Consider the following 22,792-nt stretch of genomic DNA (forward strand, 5'->3'; position numbering starts at 1 on the left):
CGCCGGAGCCGATCGCGCCGGAGCCGATCGCGCCCGAACCGGTGGCCCCCGCGGCCACGGCCGCGCCGGAACCCGCGGTTCCGCCGGCGACTGCACCGGTTGCGGGCGGGCCTCCGCTCACCTCGCCGGTGGTGCGGAGGCTCATCGCCCAGCACGGCCTCGACCCGGCGTCGATCCAGGGGTCGGGCGAAGGCGGCCGCATCACCCGCCGCGACGTGGTCGCGGCTGCAGCTGCGCCGGGCTCGCCGTCGGCTGCGTCCCCACCGCCAGCACCCGCGCCGGCGCCTCCGAGCGAGGTCGCGGCCGAAGCGCCGGAGCCGCCATCCGTCGCGCCGGTCACACCGGTCGTGCCGATCGTCCCGGTGGTGCCCGTCGCGCCGACGCCCGTCACGCCGTCGCCCGTTGAACCTCCTGCGCCGCCCCCGCCCCCGGCGCCGCCGCCGCCTCCACCCGCGCCGGCACCGATCGCCACGCCCGAGCCGCCGCCCCCGCCGCAACCGCCGTCACCGCCGGCTTGGGGCACGATGCCGGCCGGTTCGCGCGGCGACGAGACCGTTGGCTTCACGAACATCCGTCGCCGAACCGCGGAGCACGTGATCCGCTCGAAAGCCACGAGCGCGCACGTCTACACCTCGATCCAGGTGGACTTCGAGCGGATCTCCCGCGTGCGCGAGGCGCGTCAGGCGGAATGGAAGCACAAGGAAGGCTTCTCCCTCACGTTCCTCCCGTTCATCTCGCGGGCCGTCGCTGACGCGATCGGCGAGTATCCGCACGTGAACGCGAGTGTCGTGGGCGACTCGCTCGTCGTGCACCGCGACGTGCACATCGCGATCGCCGTGGACCTCGACTTCGAAGGCCTCGTGGCACCGGTCATCCACAACGCCGACGGGAAGCGCTTGCCCTTCATCGCGCGTGAGATCCGCGACCTCGCCGAGCGCGCCCGGACCAAGCAGCTCCTCCCCGACGAGGTGATCGGCGGCACGTTCACGATCACGAACCCCGGACCGTTCGGCACGTTCCTCACCATGCCGATCATCAACCAGCCGCAGGTCGCGATCCTGTCCACCGACGCGGTCGAGAAGCGGGCCGGCGTGGTCAACGCCCCCGACGGTGAAGACGTCATCGCGGTCCGTCATCTCGGGATGCTCTCCCTCGCCTGGGACCACCGCGCCTTCGATGGCGCGTACGCCGCCGCATTTCTGCGCAGCCTGAAAGAGCGCCTCGAGACCCGGGATTGGAACGCCGAGCTCGATTGAACGTGTTACTAGGCTGAGATCGCGATGACATCGACGCTGCGGGTGCGGTGGCTTGGGCGGGTCTCGTACGCCGACGCCGACGCGCTCCAGCGTGGGCTGCACGAGCATGGGAACGACGATCACCTCTTGTTGCTCGAGCACCCGCACGTGTACACGCTGGGCACCACATCTCACGTCGAGCACGTGCTCACACCGCCGGCGAGCGTCGGTGCCGACCTCGTGCGCACTGATCGCGGTGGGGACGTCACGTACCACGGCCCGGGACAGCTCGTCGGCTATCCGATCGTCACACTTCCGGAGTGGCGCGACGGCTTGCGAGACGTGGTCGCCTACGTACGGCGCCTGGAGGACCTGTTGATCGCCGCGCTGGCGGACATCGGCGTTGCGGCGGAACGTCGCGAGCGACTCACCGGGGTCTGGGTGGGTGACGAGAAGATCGCCGCCATCGGGGTCAAGGTCGCGCGCGGGCGCACGCGCCACGGGTTCGCCCTCAACGTCGATCCCGACCTCGCGATGTTCGACCACATCGTGCCGTGCGGCATCCGCGACAAGGGCGTCACGTCGCTCCGTCGCCTGCTCGGCGCCGACGCGCCGATGATGGCCGCGGTCGTCGACGTCGTCGCCGAGCGCTTCGCCGAGGTGTTCGGGTACCCCGAGGTGGACCGGCAGGACGTCTCCCATGGTTTTGGCGTCGATAGCTGTCGCAGAGCGACACTCAGCGACGCCAAAAAAAGCCCGGGCATTCGGTTGTTGGGGCGGTTGGCGGACGCGGGGGTGGAGGTACCCGACCCGGATCCGGCGTTTCGGCGACCGGAGTGGATGCGCGTGCGGGCGGACCTCGGGCCGGGATACCGACAGACGAAGCGCATCATGCGCTCGCTCGATCTTCGCACGGTGTGCGAGGAGGCGGGCTGTCCGAACATCTACGAGTGCTGGGCTGAGCGGACTGCGACGTTCATGATCCTCGGCGAGCGCTGCACGCGTGCGTGCGGCTTCTGCCTCGTCGACACGCGCAAGCCGCTGCCGTTCGACGATGCCGAGCCGTCACGGGTCGCCGACGCGGTTGCCACGTTGGGCCTCCGCCACGCGGTCGTCACCAGCGTTGCCCGCGACGACCTGCCCGACGGTGGCGCCGGGGGATTCGCGGCCACGATCCGCGCGGTCCGCGCCCGTACCCCGGACACGACCATCGAGGTGCTCGTCCCCGACTGCAAGGGCGATCCCGCCGCCCTCGACGCGATCTTCGCGGCTCGTCCTGACGTGCTGAACCACAACCTCGAGACCGTGGCGCGCCTCCAACGGGCAGCGCGCCCGTCGGCCGGCTACGCCCGATCGTTGGCGCTGCTCGCGCGGGCCAAGGACGCCGGGCTGGTCACGAAGTCCGGACTCATCCTCGGCATGGGAGAGGAGGAACACGAAGTGCGCGGCGCACTTGCCGACCTGCGCTCGGTCGGCGTCGACATCGTCACGATGGGTCAGTACCTCCGACCATCCGCACAACATCTCCCCGTGGTGCGTTGGTGGCATCCCGAAGAGTTCGCGGCCCTGCACGACGCCGCCACTGCGCTCGGCTTCGTACACGTCGAGGCCGGGCCGCTCGTGCGCTCCAGCTACCACGCGAAGCGCGCGGCCGACGCCACGGCACCGACGCCCACCGGCGCGGCCGTCAGCGCCTGACGCGTGCCCGGCGCTAGCGAGCACGTCGACCGGCTCGCCCGGGCACGCGCCCGGATGGGGGAACTCGGTGTGGACGCGCTGCTCCTCTCGGTGGGTCCCGACCTGCCGTACTTCACCGGCTACGAGGCGATGCCCCTCGAGCGGCTGACGATGCTCGTGGTCGCTCGGGAGGACGACGCGGTGCTCGTCGTGCCACGGCTCGAGGCGCCGCGCGTGCACGATCAGCCGGATGCCTTCCGCATCGATGCCTGGAACGAGACCGACGACCCGATCGCTCGCGTGGCACATCACACTGCGGCGGCGCGGTCGGTTGCCATCGGGGACCACACATGGGCCCGCTTCGTGCTCGCCCTCCAGCGCGCGTTGCCTGGTGTGGAGTTCTCTCCTGCGAGCCAGATCACGGGACCGATGCGCGCCGTCAAGGATGAGGCCGAGGTGGACGCTCTCCAAGCGGCGGCGGGCGCGGTCGACGAGATCGCGGTTGCGATGCGGGCGCGCCCGTTTGCCGGTCGCACCGAGCGAGATGTGCACCGCGAGCTCGTGGAGCGCATGCTCGATGCCGGTCACGAACGGGCCAACTTCGCGATCGTGGGGAGCGGGCCGAACGCTGCGAGCCCGCATCACGAACCCGGCGACCGGGTCATCGCCGAGGGCGACGTCGTGCTCTGCGATTTCGGTGGAACGATGCGCGGCTACTGCTCAGACATCACCCGCATGTTCACCGTCGGAGAACCCGCGAGCGAGGTTCGCGACGCCTACGCCACGCTCGTCGAGGCGCAAGAAGCCGGCGTGCAGGCTGCTCGGGTCGGGACAACGTGCGAAGCCGTGGATGCGGCGCCGCGCCGCGTCCTTGCCGACGCTGGGTTCGCCGACGCGTTCGTGCACCGCACCGGTCACGGCATTGGCATGGAAGCGCACGAGGATCCATACGTCGTCGCCGGGAATCCCACCGAGCTCGTTGCCGGGCACGCGTTCAGCGTCGAGCCGGGGGTGTACTTCGCGGGCCGGTTCGGCCTGCGACTCGAGGACATCGTGGTGGCGACGGAGACTGGTCCTCGGCGACTGAATCGCGCGCCTCGCGACCTCGCCGTCGTCGGCTGAGCCATGCGCCGAGAGCGGGAATGAGGGCCGAGCTCGACGTCGGGACCGTGCTTCTCCAATGGGCGACCGGAGGGTTGCTCGCGGGATGGGTCACCACGCGCCATCGGGTCGTCGGGACCGGCTACGGATGGCTCGTGCGCGGCGCGTTCCTGGCGCTTGCACTCGGTGGAGTCGCGGCCGGCCTCGCCAACGATGGCGGAGGAACGGGGGCAACGGTCCGCGACGCGGCAGGGTTCGCGATGGCGGTGCTCGTCGCGGTCGCGCTCGTGGTGTCGGTGGTGCGCCGACGGTCCCCGGTCGGCGATCGCTCGCTCGGCTTCCCCCCGGTGCTCGACCTGCTCCCACCGATCGCGGGTGTCGTCGCGCTCCTCGGCGCGGCTGATGCTGCGGGCGGCCCGTACGCACTCGGGGCCGCGCGCGTCGTTGTCGGCGCCGTGTTCCTGGGGCTCGTGACGGACGCGATGCTCCTCGGTCACTGGTACCTTGTGCAGCCCGGCCTCAGCCGCGAGCCGATCAAAGAGCTCGTGCGGCTGGTGACGCTCGTGTGGCCGTTCGAGGTCGCGGTGTGGCTCATCCCCACCGGGATGGGCGACGTCATCGGCGGGAGCATCGACGACGGCTACGACGGGCTCCTCGGATGGACCTGGGTCGTCAGCGCGCTCACGACGGTCGGGTTGGCGTTCGTTGCCCGGCGCGCGCTCCGCGAGCCGTACTACTCGGCTGTCATGGCGACGACGGGTCTCTTGTATCTCGCGATCCTCACTGCGTTCGGCACGGACGTGCTGGCGCGGGCTGTGCTCGCGCCGTAGTCGTCCCTGCGTTCGCACCGGTCGCCACTACAGTTCGCAGCCGTGCCGACCCGCGAGGCGCCGACCACTGACGCGCCCACAAACGGCGAGGCGCAGACTGCCGCCGATGGCTGGCGGGCGCGGCTGGCGGGGTTCGATCGCCGCTTCCCGCGCGGCCGGATCATGCTGCTGCTGGCGGGCCTCGTGCTGGTGCTCAATGTGACCACCGTGTTGCGCGTCGACAAGGTCTCGCGTATCGACGAGCAGTACTGGATCGATCACCTCCTCCACGGTGCCGACTTCTCGATCGATCGCGGTGGCGTACCGATCCTCCAGGAGACGGTGCGCGAGAAGTGCGAACGCGGGAAGGAGGAGGAGTTCCTGCGGCCGTGCAAACCCGGGCACCTGAAGCCGGCGCTCTACGGCTATTGGCATGGCGTGAACATCACCGGCGCCGAGCCCTTCTACTTCTTCACGACGGGGCCGATCGCGCGCGCCTTGCGTGCGACGCCTCTCGACCTGCCACCCAACGACAGCCTGGTCACGTGGGCTCGCTTGCTGGGCTCGGCATGGGCCCTGGCCGGCATCTACTGCCTGATCCGTGCCGGCGAGATCCTCCGCGTTCGCCGTCGGATGCTCGTGCTCGCGTCCGTCTTCATCGTGGCGACGCCCGCGCTCCTGCACGCCAACACGATCGTCACGCCCGACGCGACTGCGCTCGTTGCCGGTGGTGCGCTGCTGCTCGCAGCGTTGTCATGGGAACGCCGGGGAACTCCGCTCTGGATGCTCGCGCTGGTCACGCTCGTGGTGTCTGCGTTCAACGAGAAGAACGGGATCGGAGTGCTCCTCGTCCTGGGCTACTTCGCCCTGCGCGCCCTCGCTGGCCATCTCGGGATCGCCGATGACGACGACGACCCTCGGCCGTGGCAGGACTATGTCAAGACCGCCGGAGTGCTCGTGGTGGCGTTGTTCCTGGCCAACAAGGGTTGGGACCACCTGTACGCGTTCATCGGTGACGGCTTGTTCACGCCGCCGCCGTTGGCCGACATCTCGGGCAACCCGATCGCGGCCTCCTATGGCAACAGGGACATCGGGTTGTGGCACCTGTTCGGACCGACGACGGTGTTCATGATGTTCCCGCCGTTCCAAGACGTGGCCCCCCCGATCGAGCGCACCCATCCGCTCTATCTCGTGCTCGCCAAGACGGCAGAGTTCGTGGCGATCGGCGCGATGTTCGCCGTCGCGCTGCGCGACAAGCTCTCGACGAAGCTGTCGGTGCTCGGGTTCGCAACCCTGGGGACGCTGCTCGCGAGCCCCACGCTCACGGTGATCCGCAACCAGCTCGAGGGCGGCACGTACGACCAACCGGTCTGGCGCTTCGGCCTCTCGGCGTTGCCTGCGTTGGCCATTGTCCTTGCGTGCGCGCCCCGCAGCCGCTTCGCGGTGCGCGGCATGACCGTTCTCGTCGCGTTGCTCTACGTGTCGGCGATCTACGTGGTGTTCCACTCCCCACTGCCCGCCTGAGCGGCCTCGCACACGCCGCCGATGAAACCGGCACCGCCCGTGTCGGCTGTCTTCACGGTGCACTCCCAGCGCTGGCAAGCTCTTCGTAGATCTCCGCGGTGTCGGTGACCAGCCGCGCGCTCGAGAAGTGGTTGCGGGCGTGCGTGAGCGCTGCGCCACCAAAGCGGTCTCGCAAGGCGCGATCCTCGAGAACACGCAGCGTTGCGCGCGATATCGCCTCGACATCCACGTCGACCACGAGACCAGTCTGACCGTCGAGGACCACCTCGGGTGCCGATCCGACTCGGGTCGTCACCGCAGGACAGCCGATCGCCGCCGCCTCGATGAGCGAGACCGGCATCCCCTCGTTGTCCGAGGTGAGCACGACCACGTCGGATGCGGCGTAGATCGTCTCCACGTCGCTGCGCCACCCGAGGAAGTGTGCGTTCGCGCCGAGGCCGGCGAGGCGGTCTTGCAGATCGGCGAGCAGGTCACCCTCGCCCGCGATGAGGAAGACCGTGTCCGGCCGGTCCGCCGCGATGCGCAGCGCCACGTCGGCGAAGCGGTCGGGGCGCTTGACGTGGGTCAGGCGCGCGACGAACGCGACGACCGGTACGTCAGCGGGAACCGTGAGCTCAGCGCGGGCGGCATCACGTGTCGGCGGGGACGGCAGCTGGATCCCCGGTGGCACCACCGTGTACTGGTCGGGCCGGCCGATCCCGGCCGCGAGGAGCTCGTCACGCACCCTTTTTCCAACGGCAACAAGGCGGGTCGTGCGCCGGGCGAACGAGCGTTCCACCGTGATCACGCCGCGCGTGACGAGTGGTGAGAAGTATCCGTGCAGCAGGTGACCATGGAAAGTGTGCACGCGGACCGGTGCACGGGCGAGCATCGCCGCGCTGCGCCCGAGCACGCCGGCCTTGGCCGTGTGCGTGTGGACGATGTGCGGCCGGAACTCGCGAATCACCCGCCGGATCGACACCAGCGCGCGCAGATCCCCGACCGGGCTGGGTGTGCGGCCCAGGCCGTGCACGCGCTCGGTCGCGACGTGCGGCGCGCGCAGAGCCAGGTAGTCGGCCTCTCCCCGGTCCACCTCGCCGACCAGTAGGCGCTGCTCGAACCGCTGGGGGTCCAACCCATCGGCGAGCGCAGTCACCTGGAGTGCGGGCCCGCCCACGTTCATCCGCGCGATCACACGCAGCACTCGGATCATGCCCACAGCCGGCGATGCTAAGCGTCGCACGCTTCGCCGCTCCGAGCGTCAAAGGCGGCGTCCGCTACCATTGCATCGGTGCGCGTGCTGGTGACCGGCGGAGCCGGCTACATCGGATCGCACCTCGTCGACGCTCTCTGCGACACCGGGCATGAGGTCCACGTTCTCGACAACCTCTCGACCGGCAAGGCTGAAAACCTGGCGCATCGTCTCGACGAGGTGCACCTCGTGAACGGCTCGATCCTCGATGCCGAGCTGGTCGATCGCGAGGTGGAATGGGCCCAGCTCGTGTTCCACCTTGCCGCCGCGGTGGGCGTGCGTCACATCGTGGATGACCCCCTCGCGTCGCTCCTCACCAACACGAGCGGTACCGAGAACGTGCTCACCGCCTGCTTCCGCTATCGGCGCAAGGTCGTGGTTGCCTCAACGTCTGAGGTCTACGGCAAGACCTCGAAGGTGCCCATGCAGGAGGACGACGACCGCGTGCTCGGGCCCACCACCGTGCACCGCTGGTCGTACTCCACTGCCAAGGCCATCGACGAGCACCTCGCGTTTGCGTACGCAGCAAATCGGCTGCCGGTGGTGATCGTTCGCTACTTCAATTCATTTGGCCCGCGCCTCGACGAGCGGGGTTACGGCTCCGTGGTCGCTAACTTTCTGCGCCAGGCGCTCGCGGATCAGCCGATCACCGTGCACGGCGACGGCCAACAGAGCAGGTGCTTCACGTACATCGACGACACGGTGCGGGGGACGATCCTCGCCGGGTTCACGCCGGAGGCCGAAGGCCAGATCTTGAACCTCGGGGCCACCCGCGAGACGACGATTGTCGAGCTCGCCGAGATGATCAAGGCGGCGGTCGGGTCGAGCTCGACCATCAGTCCCACCGCGTACGAGACGTACTACGGCCCCGGGTTCGAGGACACGCGGCGCCGCGTTCCCGACATCTCCCGCGCACGCGAGCTGCTCGACTGGGAGCCCCGCGTCGAGCTCGAAGAGGGTCTCGCGCGCACGATCGAATGGTGGGAGAAGACGCATGTCTGACGCGGTGAACGCGGGTGGTGGAGGAGGCCAGCACCGTGAGCGCCTCTGAATCGTCTGGCGCCCCCCGGGTCGCCGTCCTCGGATGCGGCTACTGGGGACGCAACCTCGTTCGAGTGTTCGATCAGCTCGGTGCGCTTATGGCAGTGCACGATCCCGACCCGACCGCGGCGAACGCCATGTCAGAGCGTCATGGTGTCGCGGCGCGCGCGCGCGATGAGCTCTTCGCTGACGAATCGGTCGATGCGGTCGCGATCGCCGCGCCTGCAGCGCGCCACGCGGAGCTCGCGCTCGCGGCCATCGATGCAGGGAAGCACGTCTTCGTAGAGAAGCCCCTCGCGCTCGACGTCGCCGACGCCGAACGGGTGTGCACGGCGAGCGAGTCCGCGGGACGCGTGCTCATGGTTGGTCACTTGCTCCAGTACCACCCAGCCTACCTCCGCCTTGCGGAGCTGGTGCGCGAGGGAACCCTCGGCCATTTGGAGTACGTGTACTCGAACCGACTCAACCTCGGGCGGTTCCGCCGCGAGGAGAACATCCTCTGGAGCTTCGCGCCCCACGATCTGTCCATGATCTTGTCGCTCATCGGTGCCGAGCCCGATCACGTGCACGCGGTCGGGGGCTGGCCGTTGCACCGCAGCATCGCCGACGTGACCACCACGCACCTGGGGTTCCCCGGCGGCGAGCGTGCACACGTGTTCGTGTCGTGGCTGCACCCGTTCAAGGAGCAGAAGCTCGTCGCGGTGGGCGAGGGCGGCATGGCGGTCTTCGACGACCGCGAGCCGTGGGAGTCCAAGCTCCTCGTCTACCCGCACCGTGTCGACTGGCGTGAAGGGCTCCCCGAACCGGTGCAAGGTGATGCGCAAGCGGTGCCGGTGAAGGCAGCCGAGCCGCTCGAAAACGAGTGCCGTCACTTCATCGAGTCCATCGCCGACGGCACGATGCCGCGCACCGACGGCCGAGAAGGGCTTCGGGTCCTGCGTGTGCTCGCCGCCGCTGAAGCGTCGCTTGACGCGCAGCGCGGCGCCGCGGCCGCGAGCCGCTCGCACGCAGCCGTCGAGGGGGTTTCCGTGCACGAGAGCGCCTACGTGGACGAGCCGAGCGAGATCGGCGCCGGCACCCGTATCTGGCACTTCAGCCATGTGCTCGCGGACAGTCGGATCGGGCGCGACTGCACGATCGGTCAGAACGTGGTGATCGGACCCAACGTCGACATCGGCGATCGGTGTCGCATCCAGAACAACGTGAGCGTGTACGAGGGCGTCACGCTCGAAGCCGACGTGTTCTGTGGGCCTTCGTGCGTGTTCACGAACGTTGTGAACCCTCGAGCCGAGGTCTCGCGCAAGGAGGAATTCCGGGCCACGCGGGTCGCTCGCGGCGCAACGATCGGGGCCAATGCCACAATCGTGTGCGGGCACGACATCGGTGAGTACGCCTTCATCGCGGCCGGTGCCGTCGTCACGGACGACGTGTCCGCGTTCGCCCTCGTGGCGGGTGTGCCGGCCCGCCGCATCGGATGGATGAGCCACGAGGGCGAGCGACTCGGCGATGACCTGGTGTGCCCGCGCTCGGGTCGGCGCTACCGCGAGGTCGGTCCCGACCGCCTCGAAGAGCTCGCCTGATGGCGACCACCGCAACGGCTCCGATCGCCTTCATCGATCTCGCGGCGCAACGGGCCAGGATCGGCAACCAGATCGACGCAGCCATCGCGCGCGTGCTCGACCACGGACAATTCATCATGGGGCCCGAGGTCGCGGAGCTCGAGACCCGTCTCGCTGACTACTGCGGCGTCGCGCACGCGGTCACGTGCGCTAGCGGTACCGACGCGCTGCTCATGGTGCTTCTCGCGAGAGGGATCGGGCCTGGCGACGCGGTCATCGTGCCCACCTTCACGTTCGCGGCGACGGCCGAGGTCGTCGCGTTGGTGGGTGCGACGCCGGTGTTTGTCGACTCGCTGCCAGAGACGGGGAACCTCGACCCAGCAGGGCTCGAAGCCGCCTTTCATGCGGCTCGTGGCACGGGCGCGTCGCCGCGTGCGGTCATCGCGGTCGACCTGTTCGGTCAACCCGCCGACTACGACGAGATCGAGGCGTTCTGCGCCGAGCACGACCTCTTTCTGGTCGCCGACGCAGCGCAGAGCTTCGGGGGGACGTGGCGAGGCAAGCGCGCCGGTGCGATCGGCGATGTCGCGTGCACCAGCTTCTTCCCGGCGAAGCCACTCGGTTGCTACGGCGATGGGGGCGCGGTGTTCACCGACGACCCCGACCTGGCGTCGATCCTGCGGTCACTGCGGGTCCACGGCCAGGGTGCCAACAAGTACGACAACGTTCGCATCGGGTTGAACGGACGTCTCGACACGATCCAAGCCGCGGTGCTGCTCGAGAAGCTGGAGATCTTCGACGACGAGCTCGCGGCCCGCGACCGGATCGCTCGCCGTTACACCGATGCGCTGGCTGAGGTCGTGGATGTGCTCGAGCTCCGTTCCGAGGCCACGAGTGCCTGGGCGCAGTTCACCGTCGGCGTAGACGCGCGTGACGGCATCGCCCGCGCGCTTGCCGACGCCGGCGTGCCGACCGCCGTCTACTACCCGGTCCCGCTGCACCGGCAGCCTGCGTACGACGCGTTTCCCATCGCATCCGACGGGCTGCCGATCAGCGAGCGGCTCGCGAGCCGCGTGCTCAGCCTCCCGATGCACCCGTATCTGTCGGAGTCCGTGCAAGACCGCGTGATCAATGCCCTGCAGGCCGCTCAACGGTGACGACGCCCGAGACCATCGACGGCGCGCTCTTGATCTACCACCACGCCCCGAACGTGAACGACTGACGGGAACGCGGATGCCGGAGACCCTCGACGAACGCAACGCCGACTTCTGGAACGAGCTGTGCGGAACCACGCTCGCACGATCGATCGGAGTCTCAGCACGCACGCCGCAGCAGGTTGCCAAGTTCGACGCAGCGTTTCTCAGGATGTACCCGTACCTCGACCGCTATCTCCCGCGCACGCCGCTCGACGGAGTGCGCGTGCTCGAGGTCGGCCTCGGCTACGGAACGCTGGGTGGGCTGCTCATCGGGCGCGGTGCTGCCTACACCGGTGTCGATCTCGCAATCGGCCCGGTCGAGATGATGCAATACCGCATCGGTCAGACGAAGCGCGGTGATTCGTGCGGCGCGCGACAGGCGTCGGTGCTCGATCTCCCGTTCGAGGATGCCTCGTTCGACCGCGTGTACAGCATTGGATGTCTGCACCACACCGGCGACATCCCGCGGGCAGTCGGCCAGTTGCGGCGCGTGCTCCGGCCCGGCGGTGAGGCAGTCGTGATGCTGTACAACCGTTGGTCGGTCCGCCGACTCCTGCGGGCGCCGTACGACGCGTTGGTCCGGCTGCGGAGTCGCGACAACGAGCGTCTGCGAGCACGCTACGACACCGACAGTCGGGGGCGTGTCGCTCCCCACACCGACTTCGTGTCGACCCGCCAGGCCAACCGGATCTTTGCCGCCGCCGGGTTCCGCGATGTGTGCGTGGATCGGCGCAACCTCCAGGTGCCGCACTTCCCAGCCTTGCGGCTGACCGCGCTGCGGCTCCGGCTGGACTGGCTGCTCGGTCTCGACCTCTACATCCGGGCGGTGGCGTGAGCAACGCGCTCGACGCCGTCTTGGTGCTGTACCACCACTATCGGGCGCCCAATGCCCCGACGATCCTCGACCACGCGGGGTCGTTCGAGCGCCATTCTCGCTTCCCGGTCGTGTCGGTGAACACCAACGACGGATACCCGGTCGCGCTCGACGACCTGTCGTTCAAGGCGATCGTGCTCCACTACTCGTTGTTCCCCGGGCCGCGGTACTTCCTCGACCCTCGGTTCCTCGGCTTCCTCCGACGATCGACCGACTCGCACAAGGTGGCGTTCTTCCAAGACGACTACCGCCACTGCGCCCAGCGGTTTGCGTTCATCGACGAGTACGAGATCGACACCGTGTGCACCCCGCTGCCCGACCCGTACACCAAGGAGGTCTACGGGCGCCGCACGAACGCTCAGGACGTGCAGACCACCTTGACCGGATACGTCAGCGACGATCTGATCGAAGCGTCGGAGCGCCTGACCCTGCCCGACGATCAACGCACGATCGACGTTGGCTATCGGGCTCGCCGCCTGCACTACTCCCTCGGCCGTGCCGGCCAGGAGAAGTCGGAGATCGCCGAACGATTCCTCGAGCATTCGCACGGGCGTGGCTTGCGCCTCGACATCGCGACCGGCGAGCACAGCCGCATCTACGGCCGGTCCTGGTACGAGTTCGTCGCGAGCTGCCGCGGCATGCTGGGGGTGGAGGCCGGTGTGTCGATCTTCGACTTCGACGACAGCGCGCGGCGTCGGACCGACGAGCTCCTCGCCCGAGAGCCGCGCCTTTCATATGCAGAAGTCGAGGAACGGGTGCTGGGTGAGTACGAAGGCAATATTCCGTACCGCGTCGTGAGCCCCCGACATTTCGAGGCGGCGGCGTTCCGCGTGGTGCAGATCCTGTACGAGGGGCACTATTCGGGCGTGCTGGAGCCCGACGTGCACTACCTCGCGCTCGCCAAGGACTCTTCGAACTTCGACGACGTCATGGCCCGGTTCCAGGATCCTGACGTGCGGCGCGAGATCACCGATCGCGCGTACGACGACCTCATCGCATCGGGGCGCTACTCGTATGCGTCGTTCGTGGATGGCATCGACGAACACTTGGCCGCGCACGGGCTCCAGCCCGGTCAGATCGATGACGCGGCACGCGACGAGATCGCTGTTCGGTTGCGACGGCGTCATGCATTGAGTCGCCTCGTCGCCCGACGCCGATACCTCCGCACGAGACCATTCCCAGGCCGGCGCTTCATCGCGGCCGCATACCGGCGCGCGCGACAGGCCGTGGCGAGGGTTCGCTGATGTTGCGCCTCTATCAACAAGCGTTGCGCGGCTTCCGGCGCAAGAGCGCGGTCGCGGTGCTGCTCTTCGCCCTCTCCGGCTTCGCCGAGAGCCTGGGGATCGCGTCGTTGCTCCCGTTCCTCCAAGGAAGCCTCGCGACCGGTGAGCGGCACGAGTACTTCGGGCTCCGCGGCGACGACCTCGCCGCCGTGGCGCTCGGCGCGCTGATCGTGCTCGGGGTAGTGGGCGCGTCGCTCAAGTACACCGCAGACATCCTCGTGTACCGGATCCAGGCCGGCCTCGAGGCTTCCTTGCGCTCACGGATGAGCAGGGCGCTGTTCGACATGCGCTGGAGCGCATTCGCGACGCGGTCGTTCGGTGACACCGTGAAGTCGCTGATGACGGACGGTCAGGCGATCGGTACCGGCGTGAGTGGCCTCGTGAGCGGGCTCGGGTACGTGACGATTGCGGCAGTGTTCGTGGTGATCGCGGCCGCGATCTCCATCGAGATGACTGCGGCCACGCTCGTCTTCGGTGTGCTCGTCGTGCTGGGTTACCGGGTGGCCGGACGCCGGGCGCAAGATCGCAGCAGCAAGCTCTCGCAGCAGGCGACCGTCGTCACCGACCTGATCGAAGAGCTCTTCAACAACTTCAAGTTCTACCGCTCGTCAGGGCTGCGCCGCCGCGCACTCGATCGGGCCGACAAGGTCTACCGGGAGTGGGGCCACGACTTCGTGAAAGTTTGGGGCTACCAACCCGCGACCCGCCTGGGCTTCGACGTTGCCGGGCTCGCGTTCATCACCGCGGTGCTCGCCATCGCGGTGCTCGTGGTGGGCAACTCCGCGGCAGAGGCCTTCGTCTTCCTTGCGCTCTTCTACCGGCTTGCGCCGCGGCTCCAGCTCGCGCAGCAAGGACTGTTGATCGCCCGGGCCCAGTCGGTGTGGTGGACGATGTGGAAGGAGCGCTACGACGCGGCGATCGCCGCAGCGGAAGCACCGCTCGGATCGGTCACGCTGTCGGGGAGTCCGACCGTCGAATCGCATGGAGTGTCGTACTCGTACCCGGGGCGCGACACGCCGGCGGTGTCCGACGTGTCGTGGACCCTGCCACAGGGGGAGTGCCTCGCCATCGTCGGCGATTCCGGGAGTGGCAAGACCACGATGCTCGATCTCGTCTCCGGGTTGTTGACACCCGACACCGGGACCGTCCGGCTCGACGATGTCGACCTGCGCGAGGTCAACGTCGACGCCTGGCAGCACCGCGTCGGCGTGGTCATGCAGGACGCGCCGGTGTTCTTCGGAACGGTGCTCGACAACATCGCGTGGGGCTTCGATGAACCCGATGCCGAGCGCGCGGCACAGTGCGTGGAGCAAGCCAACTTCTCGGACATCCTGGCCGAGCTACCCGAAGGGCTCGACACTGCCGTTGGCCACAAGGGGAGCCTCCTCTCCGGCGGGCAGCGTCAACGGCTTGCGCTCGCCCGGGCGCTGTACCGGGATCCGTGGCTGCTCGTGCTGGACGAGGCGACGAGCGCGCTCGACAGTGAATCCGAGCAGGCAATCCAACGCGCGCTACGAGCGCTGAAAGGTTCGTGCTCGATCCTCTTGGTGGCGCACCGCTTGAAGACGGTTGAGATGGCCGACCGCATCGTCGTGCTCGCGGACGGCCGAGTTGCCGAATCGGGCACTTGGTCCGAGCTCGCCGCCCGGGACGGTGGTGCTTTCAAGCGCATGCTCGCGATGCAGGGCACGTCGCAGCACTCGAGTGGGGACAGAGGGACATGACGGCGCTGTGCCGGGAACGAGCGTGACACGAGGGTGGGACGCGTCGATGGTCACGGTCGTGATCCCGACCTTCCGACAACGCACTTCGTGGCTCGCTCGAACGTTGACGTACTACTCGACGATCGGGTTTCCGTTCCCGATCCTGATCGCCGACTCGGGCGAACCGGACGCCCAAGCCGCGAATGAGCGCCTCGTCGCCGGGCTCCGGCAATCGCTCGCCCTTGACCACCGTCGGTACCCCCAAGAGCAGGACATTTTCGGGAAGCTCGCCGACGCGCTCGAAGCGATCGACACCCCCTGTGCGGTCGTGTGCGGTGACGACGACTTCCTGGTCACGAACGGGGTCGCGCACTGCGTGGCGTACCTCGAAGACCACCCGGACGTCGCCGCGGTCGACGGCCGCGAGATCAAGCTCAGGACCGCCGCCGATGCGAAACGGGATCAGCAACCCCGGGCCGTGATCCATCGGCAAGTGTCGATCGACTCGGACAGCCCAGCGGTTCGACTCCAGTGGCACTGGTCCCACTACTGGCCGACCTTCTACTGCGTCCAGCGACGCGAGGGGATGGCTCGCACCTTGAGCCTCGCGGGTGAGCACGGTGCGAACTCGCTGTTCGGCGAGCTCACGCAGAGCGGACTCACGATCATCGGGGGCAAGTACCACAATCTCGACACGCTCTATCTCATTCGGCACGTGCGGCATGACGAGCTGCACATGCCGCTGTGGCACGAGATGGTTCGTTCGCCGACCTTCCAGACCCAGACCACGGATGTCTGCCGACGCCTCGCCGAAGAGCTTGGTCCGGAAACGGGATCACTCGACGAGCGCGAGCAGATCGTTCGCGCCGCGTTTCGACGCTTCGTGAAGCCGTTGCAGCGTCGGCGATCCGATTCCGCTAGCCGTCTCGTACCCGCGATCGCGGTGATCCCGCGTGCACTCCGAAAGGTGCTGTTCGGTGGGGGACTCCGCGAGGCGCTGACGTCGCCGCGTCGCTTTCTCGAGACATGCTGGGTCGAGCGCCAGGAAACGCAACAGGGCGAGTGGTCGCTCTCGAGCCTTCGTGACCCAACGTCACCGCACTTCGATGCATTCGACACGATCTATGAATCCTTCGTCCGCTGGCCGAAGGGCATTCCCGCGAACTTCGTGAGCGCGTCGGATCAACCAGGACCCTCGGGATCAGAAGTCGAACCCTAGGATCCAGCATCGTGGATCTCTCGAAGCCGTCCCAGTTCTGGGAACGCCTCGGCTCCGAACACGCGGCCGAGCTCGATCGTCATGGCTTCGCGAACGTCAAGCGCGTGCAGGGCTTGCGCTACTTCAACTGGCGCTGGCGCCCCGGGCGCCTCGCGGGGAGCGAGCAATTCAGCTTCCTGCTCCGCCACGCGCGACCCAGGGACCTTCGCGCGGTTCTCCGTCGTCCCCTCGGTGCTTCTGACTCTGCGTGGGATGGCGTGGAGTGGTCGATGGGCGAGCGCCGCGCATACATCGTGGCGGTTCGTCTGCTGTGGCGCTACGCGACGCGCCACGGTGATCCCGCGGTGATATCGCTCGCCGAACCCGAGCTCGGTGCACCCCTGCCCGTACATCTCGATGGTCGGTTGATCTCCCAAGATCTTGCGAACGCCGCGCTCGAGGTGGCGGCGATGAAACGCGCGCTCGGCGATCGTCAACCGGGACACATTGTCGAGGTTGGGGGTGGCTACGGACGCAGCGCGTACGGGCTGCTCCACGCGTTCCCCGATGCTCGCTACACGATCGTCGACATCGAGCCGGCCGCGTCCATCTCGCGTTGGTATATGAACGAGCTTGCCCCAGGGCGTGTGGTCGTGATCTCGCCCGAGCAGGCACTCGAGCTCGACGACGGCGCGTTCGACCTCGCGGTCTCGATCTCGAGCCTGCACGAGATGCGCCTCGATCAGATCGACGGCTACCTGTCGCTCTTCGATCGAGTCGGTGCGGGCGGAGTGGTGTACCTGAAGCAGTGGACGCGCTGGGACAACCCGGTCGACGGCGTACGAGCCGAGTTCGCGGACTACCCAATCCCATCTCGATGGCGCCGCTTGCTGTACGAGCGGTGCCCGGTGCAGACGCACTTCACCCAGGCCGCATGGGAGGTTCCTCCCGACCCGGCGTGAGCGGCATCGATTGAGGGGTCGGCGCGGGGACCCGTCGTACACTGGCTCGATGCAGGCGGTGATCCTCGCGGGTGGCCGCGGGTCCCGGCTCCTCGAGGAGACCGTGGTGCGCCCGAAGCCCCTGGTCGAGATCGGCGGCCGGCCGATCATCTGGCACATCATGCACATCTATGCCCACCACGGGATCGTCGACTTCGTGGTGTGCGCGGGCTACAAGGGCTACCAGCTCAAGGAGTACTTCGCGAACCTCGCGCTGCACGACTCCGACGTGACGTTCGATCTGGGCACCGGCGGCGTGGAGTACCACCAGCCGCCGAGTGCGCCGTGGCGCGTGACGGTGGCCGACACCGGTCCCGACACGATGACGGGCGGCCGCGTCCGGCGCGTGCGTGAGTACCTTCGAACCGACGAACCGTTCTGCCTCACGTATGGCGACGGCGTGGCCGACGTCGACGTGACCGCGAGCATCGAGTTCCATCGGAGCGAGCGACGACTCGTGACGATGACGGCGGTGCGTCCGTCGGCGCGGTTCGGCACGGTGGCCATCGACGGTGGGCAGGTCACCGAGATGCTCGAGAAGCACCCGGTCGGCGCGCACCCGGTGAACGGGGGTTTCTTCGTGGTGGAGCCCGCGGTCCTCGACCACATCGACGGTGACGACTCGGTGTGGGAGACCGACGTGCTCGGGAAGCTGGCGGCCGATGGCCAACTGTCCGCGTTCCAGCACGACGGTTACTGGCAACCGATGGACACCATGTGGGAGCGGGAGCAGCTCGAGGAGCAATGGCGCGCTGGCGATGCGCCGTGGAAGGTGTGGTGAGGCGAGCGCCCGCGGCGCAGGTACCCTGCGCCGCTCGCAGCGAGCCGTTCGCCGACGCGGAGTTGCGCGGCCCGGCCCGCAGGGCCGAGAGCGGGAAAGGGTGAGCCAGGGCTTCTGGGGTGGGCGGCGTGTCCTCGTCACCGGGCACACGGGATTCAAGGGCGCCTGGCTCACCGCGTGGTTGCAGCTGCTCGGCGCCGAGGTGCACGGGCTCGCACTCGAGGCGGGCGATCCCAGCTTGGCTCGACTGCTCGATCTCCCGAATGACGGCGACCAAGCGCTTGGTGACATCCGAGACCTCGACACCGTGCGCGTCGCGTTCGCCCGGTCGACGCCCGACGTCGTGTTCCACCTCGCCGCGCAGTCCCTCGTGCTGTCCGCGTACTCCGATCCGGTCGGGACATACCGGACGAACGTGGTCGGCACTGCGCACGTCCTCGAAGCAGCGCGGGGGCCAGACGCACCACGCGCGGTCGTCGTGGTCACCAGCGACAAGGTTTACGACCCGTCTGCGTCCACCCCGCCCTTCGACGAGCAGTCACCGCTCGGCGGTGCCGACCCGTACAGCTCGTCGAAGGCCGCGGCCGAGATGGTGGCCGTGGCCTACCGGCGCGCGTACCTCGCTGGCAACGGCGTTGCAGTCGCCACCGCGCGCGCCGGCAACGTGATCGGCGGCGGCGATTGGGCCGAGAACCGCATCGTGCCCGATCTGCTCCGCGCGCGTGAGCAGCACGCGCCGCTCGAGCTTCGGTATCCCGAAGCGGTCCGACCCTGGCAACACGTGCTCGACCCGCTCCACGGCTATCTGTTGCTCGCGGAGCGATTGGTCGACGATCCCGCGGGTGCACCCGAAGCGCTGAACTTCGGACCGGCGGCAGCCTCGGGATGCGCGGTGTCCGAGCTGGTCGAACGGCTCCGCGCGGCGTTCGGTGGTGAGCCCGAATGGCGCGCCGGCCCCACACCGGAGCTGCACGAAACGGCGGACCTGCGCCTGTCGTCGCAGCTCGCGACCAAGACGCTCGGATGGACGCCCCGACTCGAAGTCGACGACGCAATCAGTTGGACCGCTGAGTGGCATCTGGCGCACGAGCGCGGCGACGACGTGCATGGCATCTGCGGGGCGCAGATCGCAACCTTCGAGCGGCTCGGGCCATGAGCCGCTCGGATCCGCGGTGTCGATCGTGCGGTGCTGCGCTGACCCGCACGCTCGTCGACCTCGGTGAACAACCGCTTGCGAACGCGTACCTCACCGACGCGCAGCTGAGCGCCGGTCGAGAACCTTCGTATCCATTGCATGCGCGCGTGTGCGACACCTGCTGGCTCGTGCAAGTCGACGACGTTGTGCCGCCCGAAGCCATCTTCACCGAGTACGCCTACTTCTCGTCGTACTCCGATTCATGGGTCGAACACTCGAGGCGGTACTGCAAGCAAGTGATCGACCGGCTCGGACTCGACCACCAGAGCTTGGTGATCGAAGTGGCGAGCAATGACGGCTACCTGCTCCGCCACTTCGTGGACGAAGGAGTACCGGTCCTGGGCGTGGAGCCGGCGGCGAACGTCGCCGAAGTCGCGCGAGCCGCGGGCGTGCCCACCGAGGTTCGGTTCTTCGGGTGGGAGTGTGCAGCCGATCTCGTGGATCGAGGGCAGACCGCCGACCTCGTGGTGGCCAACAACGTGCTCGCGCACGTGCCCGACCTCGACGACTTCATTCGTGGGCTCGCTGGCGCGATGAAGCCCGGTGGCGCGCTCACGATCGAGGTCCCGCACCTGTTGCGGATGTTGGAGCGAGTCGAGTTCGACACCATCTACCACGAGCACTTCTCCTACTTCTCGTTGCTCGCCGCGTGCCACGCCTTGAAGACCCGTGGTCTTCGGGTCTTCGACGTGGAGGAGTTGTCTACGCACGGCGGCAGCATGCGTCTCTGGATCGGACTCGACGCGACCTGCCCGTTCGAGAAGACCGAAGCGGTCGATTCCATCATCGAAGCCGAGCGCACGGCCGGCCTCGACCAGGCGAACGCGTACGCAGCGTTCGCGGGCCGGGTCGAGCACGCGCGGGCATCGTTGCGCGGGTTCCTGGTGGACGCCCGCGAAGCTGGCAAGCGAGTCGCCGCGTACGGAGCCGCCGCCAAGGGGAACACCCTGTTGAACTCGTGCCACGTGACGACGTCAGACGTCGCGTACGTGGTCGACCGGAACCCGCACAAGCAGGGTCAGTATCTCCCTGGGTCGCATCTTCCGATCCTCGAGCCCGATCACGTGCGGCGGGACCGGCCCGACTACCTCTTGATCCTTCCGTGGAACCTGCGCGAAGAGATCACCGAGCAGATGGCAGACGTTCATGAATGGGGTTGCCGTTTCGTCGTCGCAATCCCAGAGGTCGAGGTGCTGGCGTGATCTTTCACGAGATGGAGGTCGAGGGCGCGTTCATCCTCGAGCCCGAGCGCCATTCCGACGAGCGTGGATGGTTCGCGAGGACGTTCGGTGCCGAAGAGCTCGCGGCGCGGCATCTCGTGACTCGAGTCGCACAGATCAGCGCGTCGCACAACACGAGCCGTGGCACGCTGCGCGGGATGCACATGCAGCTCGCTCCGCACGAGGAGACCAAGGTCGTCCGCTGCACGAGCGGTGAGGTCTTCGATGTCCTGGTCGACCTGCGCGGCAGCTCGAACACCTTCGGCCGGTGGACGGCCGCCGAGCTCAGTCGGACGAATGGCCACGCGGTCTACGTTCCAGAGGGCTGTGCGCATGGCTTCCTGACGCTCGCCGACGAGAGCGAGGTCGAATACGTCATCTCGGTACCACATGCGCCGGATTCGGCCTTCGGGGTGAGGTTCGACGACCCGGCCTTCGGCATCGAGTGGCCGTTCGCCCCGGCCGTCATCAACGAACGCGACCGCTCATATGCATCGGTCGATCTCGACGCGCTGCGCAGTCGATGACGAGCGACGACCGCGAGCGCTTCGATGCCGACCGTCGGCGTTGGGCGATGGAGATGCAGGCCGACGGCGTGACCGAGGCCGCGGCGCGCGATCTGTATCGCGGTGCCGACGCGCACAATTGGCCGTACCAGTGGGACTGGCTCGGCCTGCCGGTCATCCAGATGCCGGCCGACATCGTGGCGGTCCAAGAGATCGTGTGGGCGACCCGGCCGCAGCTGGTGATCGAGACGGGGGTCGCGCGTGGTGGCTCGCTCGCGTTGTACGCGTCGATCCTCGAGCTGATCGGTGAGGGAGAGGTGCTCGGCATCGACATCGACATCAGAGCGCACAACCGGGCCGCGATCGAGGCGCACCCGCTGGCCGGGCGCATCACCCTCCTCGAGGGCTCGTCGGTCGATCCCGAGGTCGTACGAATCGTGAGCGAGCGCGCGGCAGCCGCTGAGCGGGTCATGGTCGTGCTCGACTCCGACCACTCCCACGACCATGTGGTGGCCGAGCTTCGCGCCTACGCGCCGCTCGTCACCGTGGACCAGTTCCTGGTGGTCGCCGACACCATGGTGGAGGAGATGCCGACGCCGGAGCATCGAGCGCGCCCGTGGGGGAAGGGCAACAGCCCCGCGTCGGCCTTGCGCGCGTGGCAGACCGAGTCGTCCGACACGTTGCTTTTCGAGCCGGATCCGTTCGTCGATGCGAAGCTGCTCGTGAGCGCGTCGCTCGGCGGCTACCTGCGGCGGATTCGCTGACGCCACCAGTCAACGGCGGCGGTCAGCCCTGACTCGAGGGTGAACCGGGGCTCGAACCCAACCTCTTCGTGCAAGCGGGTCACGTCGGCCACCAATCGAGGAGGATCGGCCGGTCGGTCAGGGAGTGCACCAACTCGCAGGAGGTCCTCTCGGTCCAAGCTGCGGGCGATCGCTTGCACGACTTCCAGGACGGACGTTCCCGTACCCGAGCCGACGTTCACCGGTCCGGTCACGTCGCTGTCGAGGAGCGCCGCGAACGCCGCGCCACAGTCTGCGACATGGAGGAAGTCGCGAACCTGCATACCCGAGCTGATCGGCGCGGGTGTGCCCTCCAAGAGGGAGCGGGTGACGGTGGGGACCAGACGACCAGGCTGTTCGTTCGGGCCGTAGGGAAAGAACACCAGACCCATCGCGGCTGAGCGGTCGAGGCCCCGCGCGACCGTCTCTTTTGCCACGCCGTAGCGCGTTGCCGGCCGGCGCGGTGTGTCGCGTTCGCTGGCGAAGCCATCGGGGCCGAGGGAGTCACCGTCCCAGCCGTACTGCGCGCAGCTCCCCGCCACAACGATCCGTTGACCTCCTGCCTCCCGGAACGCGCCTGCGAGCCGAGCGGTCGCTTCCACCCACGCATCGTTGGCCGGGTCGTCCCAGAAGGCGCCGTGCTCGGTGCACCAGGCCAGATGCAAGAGATGCGTCGGCGCGACCGACTTGATGAGCGCGTCAAGGGAAGCACCGTCGAGAAGATCGAGCACGTGCCATTCGCGTGCGGTGGGGTTTGCCCCCTGATGTCGTGCAGCGACGTGCACCTCGAACCCTCGCTGCCCGAGCTCGGTGACGGCGGGAGCGCCCACGAACCCACCGCCGCCCGTGACGAGCACTCGCCGGGTCATGACGGAC

The 22,792-nt window shown here is 68.2% G+C and carries 21 protein-coding genes; 18 read left to right on the forward strand and 3 right to left on the reverse strand.

The annotated features are described in order from the left end of the window. Positions 1 to 523, reverse strand: a 523-nt coding sequence (locus WEE69_13955; GenBank protein ID MEX1146399.1) for a hypothetical protein, incomplete at its 3' end; no start/stop codon positions are given. 1 nt (position 524) lies between these two features. On the opposite strand from WEE69_13955, the gene WEE69_13960 reads away from it, so the two are divergent. Genes WEE69_13960 through WEE69_13980 form a run of 5 tightly spaced genes read left to right on the forward strand, consistent with a single transcriptional unit; the run spans position 525 to position 6,346 of the window. Further along, entirely contained in the window at positions 525 to 1,256 is a 732-nt protein-coding gene (locus WEE69_13960; protein ID MEX1146400.1) for a 2-oxo acid dehydrogenase subunit E2, read from the forward strand. Between the two features lie 24 nt (positions 1,257 to 1,280). Beyond that, positions 1,281 to 2,933, forward strand: coding sequence for a lipoyl synthase (lipA, locus tag WEE69_13965; protein MEX1146401.1), 1,653 nt, complete (start codon positions 1,281 to 1,283; stop codon positions 2,931 to 2,933). 3 nt (positions 2,934 to 2,936) lie between these two features. Next, positions 2,937 to 4,034: a Xaa-Pro peptidase family protein gene (locus tag WEE69_13970; protein ID MEX1146402.1), complete on the forward strand. Its 1,098-nt coding sequence runs from the start codon at positions 2,937 to 2,939 to the stop codon at positions 4,032 to 4,034. A 20-nt stretch (positions 4,035 to 4,054) separates the two neighbouring features. Beyond that, entirely contained in the window at positions 4,055 to 4,843 is a 789-nt protein-coding gene (locus tag WEE69_13975; GenBank protein ID MEX1146403.1) for a hypothetical protein, read from the forward strand. A gap of 42 nt (positions 4,844 to 4,885) precedes the next feature. Beyond that, complete coding sequence (locus WEE69_13980) at positions 4,886 to 6,346, forward strand: hypothetical protein (GenBank protein MEX1146404.1); 1,461 nt, start codon at positions 4,886 to 4,888, stop codon at positions 6,344 to 6,346. Positions 6,347 to 6,398: 52 nt separating this feature from the next. Here the strand turns inward: WEE69_13980 and WEE69_13985 are convergent, their stop codons facing one another. Continuing rightward, a complete protein-coding gene (locus WEE69_13985; protein ID MEX1146405.1) occupies positions 6,399 to 7,538 on the reverse strand; it encodes a glycosyltransferase family 4 protein in 1,140 nt (379 codons plus the stop codon). A 78-nt stretch (positions 7,539 to 7,616) separates the two neighbouring features. On the opposite strand from WEE69_13985, the gene WEE69_13990 reads away from it, so the two are divergent. The 13 genes from WEE69_13990 to WEE69_14050 all read left to right on the forward strand — a co-directional run bounded on the left by WEE69_13990 (position 7,617) and on the right by WEE69_14050 (position 21,898). Beyond that, positions 7,617 to 8,579: an NAD-dependent epimerase/dehydratase family protein gene (locus WEE69_13990; protein MEX1146406.1), complete on the forward strand. Its 963-nt coding sequence runs from the start codon at positions 7,617 to 7,619 to the stop codon at positions 8,577 to 8,579. 35 nt (positions 8,580 to 8,614) lie between these two features. Next, positions 8,615 to 10,198, forward strand: a complete 1,584-nt coding sequence (locus tag WEE69_13995) for a Gfo/Idh/MocA family oxidoreductase (GenBank protein ID MEX1146407.1) — start codon at positions 8,615 to 8,617, stop codon at positions 10,196 to 10,198. Continuing rightward, positions 10,198 to 11,334: a DegT/DnrJ/EryC1/StrS family aminotransferase gene (locus WEE69_14000; GenBank protein MEX1146408.1), complete on the forward strand. Its 1,137-nt coding sequence runs from the start codon at positions 10,198 to 10,200 to the stop codon at positions 11,332 to 11,334. Before WEE69_13995 ends, WEE69_14000 begins: the two co-directional genes overlap by 1 nt. A gap of 76 nt (positions 11,335 to 11,410) precedes the next feature. Beyond that, a complete protein-coding gene (locus tag WEE69_14005) occupies positions 11,411 to 12,208 on the forward strand; it encodes a methyltransferase domain-containing protein (GenBank protein MEX1146409.1) in 798 nt (265 codons plus the stop codon). Then, entirely contained in the window at positions 12,205 to 13,491 is a 1,287-nt protein-coding gene (locus WEE69_14010) for a hypothetical protein (protein MEX1146410.1), read from the forward strand. The genes WEE69_14005 and WEE69_14010 overlap by 4 nt, the downstream gene beginning before the upstream one ends. Beyond that, positions 13,491 to 15,254, forward strand: coding sequence for an ABC transporter ATP-binding protein (locus WEE69_14015; protein MEX1146411.1), 1,764 nt, complete (start codon positions 13,491 to 13,493; stop codon positions 15,252 to 15,254). The genes WEE69_14010 and WEE69_14015 overlap by 1 nt, the downstream gene beginning before the upstream one ends. A 46-nt stretch (positions 15,255 to 15,300) precedes the next feature. Beyond that, positions 15,301 to 16,452 carry a TIGR00180 family glycosyltransferase gene (locus WEE69_14020; protein MEX1146412.1) on the forward strand — a complete coding sequence of 384 codons (1,152 nt, stop codon included), beginning with the start codon at positions 15,301 to 15,303 and terminating at the stop codon, positions 16,450 to 16,452. 11 nt (positions 16,453 to 16,463) lie between these two features. Further along, complete coding sequence (locus WEE69_14025; GenBank protein ID MEX1146413.1) at positions 16,464 to 17,393, forward strand: putative sugar O-methyltransferase; 930 nt, start codon at positions 16,464 to 16,466, stop codon at positions 17,391 to 17,393. A gap of 49 nt (positions 17,394 to 17,442) precedes the next feature. Continuing rightward, on the forward strand, positions 17,443 to 18,213 hold the full coding sequence (gene rfbF, locus WEE69_14030; protein MEX1146414.1) for a glucose-1-phosphate cytidylyltransferase: 771 nt from the start codon (positions 17,443 to 17,445) through the stop codon (positions 18,211 to 18,213). 100 nt (positions 18,214 to 18,313) lie between these two features. Beyond that, positions 18,314 to 19,369, forward strand: coding sequence for a CDP-glucose 4,6-dehydratase (rfbG, locus tag WEE69_14035; protein MEX1146415.1), 1,056 nt, complete (start codon positions 18,314 to 18,316; stop codon positions 19,367 to 19,369). Continuing rightward, on the forward strand, positions 19,366 to 20,610 hold the full coding sequence (locus WEE69_14040; protein MEX1146416.1) for a class I SAM-dependent methyltransferase: 1,245 nt from the start codon (positions 19,366 to 19,368) through the stop codon (positions 20,608 to 20,610). The genes rfbG and WEE69_14040 overlap by 4 nt, the downstream gene beginning before the upstream one ends. After that, positions 20,607 to 21,155: a dTDP-4-dehydrorhamnose 3,5-epimerase family protein gene (locus WEE69_14045; protein MEX1146417.1), complete on the forward strand. Its 549-nt coding sequence runs from the start codon at positions 20,607 to 20,609 to the stop codon at positions 21,153 to 21,155. Before WEE69_14040 ends, WEE69_14045 begins: the two co-directional genes overlap by 4 nt. After that, positions 21,152 to 21,898 carry a CmcI family methyltransferase gene (locus WEE69_14050; GenBank protein ID MEX1146418.1) on the forward strand — a complete coding sequence of 249 codons (747 nt, stop codon included), beginning with the start codon at positions 21,152 to 21,154 and terminating at the stop codon, positions 21,896 to 21,898. Before WEE69_14045 ends, WEE69_14050 begins: the two co-directional genes overlap by 4 nt. Here the strand turns inward: WEE69_14050 and WEE69_14055 are convergent. Next, on the reverse strand, positions 21,877 to 22,785 hold the full coding sequence (locus tag WEE69_14055) for an NAD(P)-dependent oxidoreductase (protein MEX1146419.1): 909 nt from the start codon (positions 22,783 to 22,785) through the stop codon (positions 21,877 to 21,879). The two genes, WEE69_14050 and WEE69_14055, sit on opposite strands and share 22 nt — an antisense overlap. Between the last annotated feature and the right edge of the window lie 7 nt (positions 22,786 to 22,792).

The sequence above is a fragment of the Acidimicrobiia bacterium genome (assembly GCA_040881685.1).
Classification (GTDB): domain Bacteria; phylum Actinomycetota; class Acidimicrobiia; order IMCC26256; family PALSA-555; genus SHVJ01.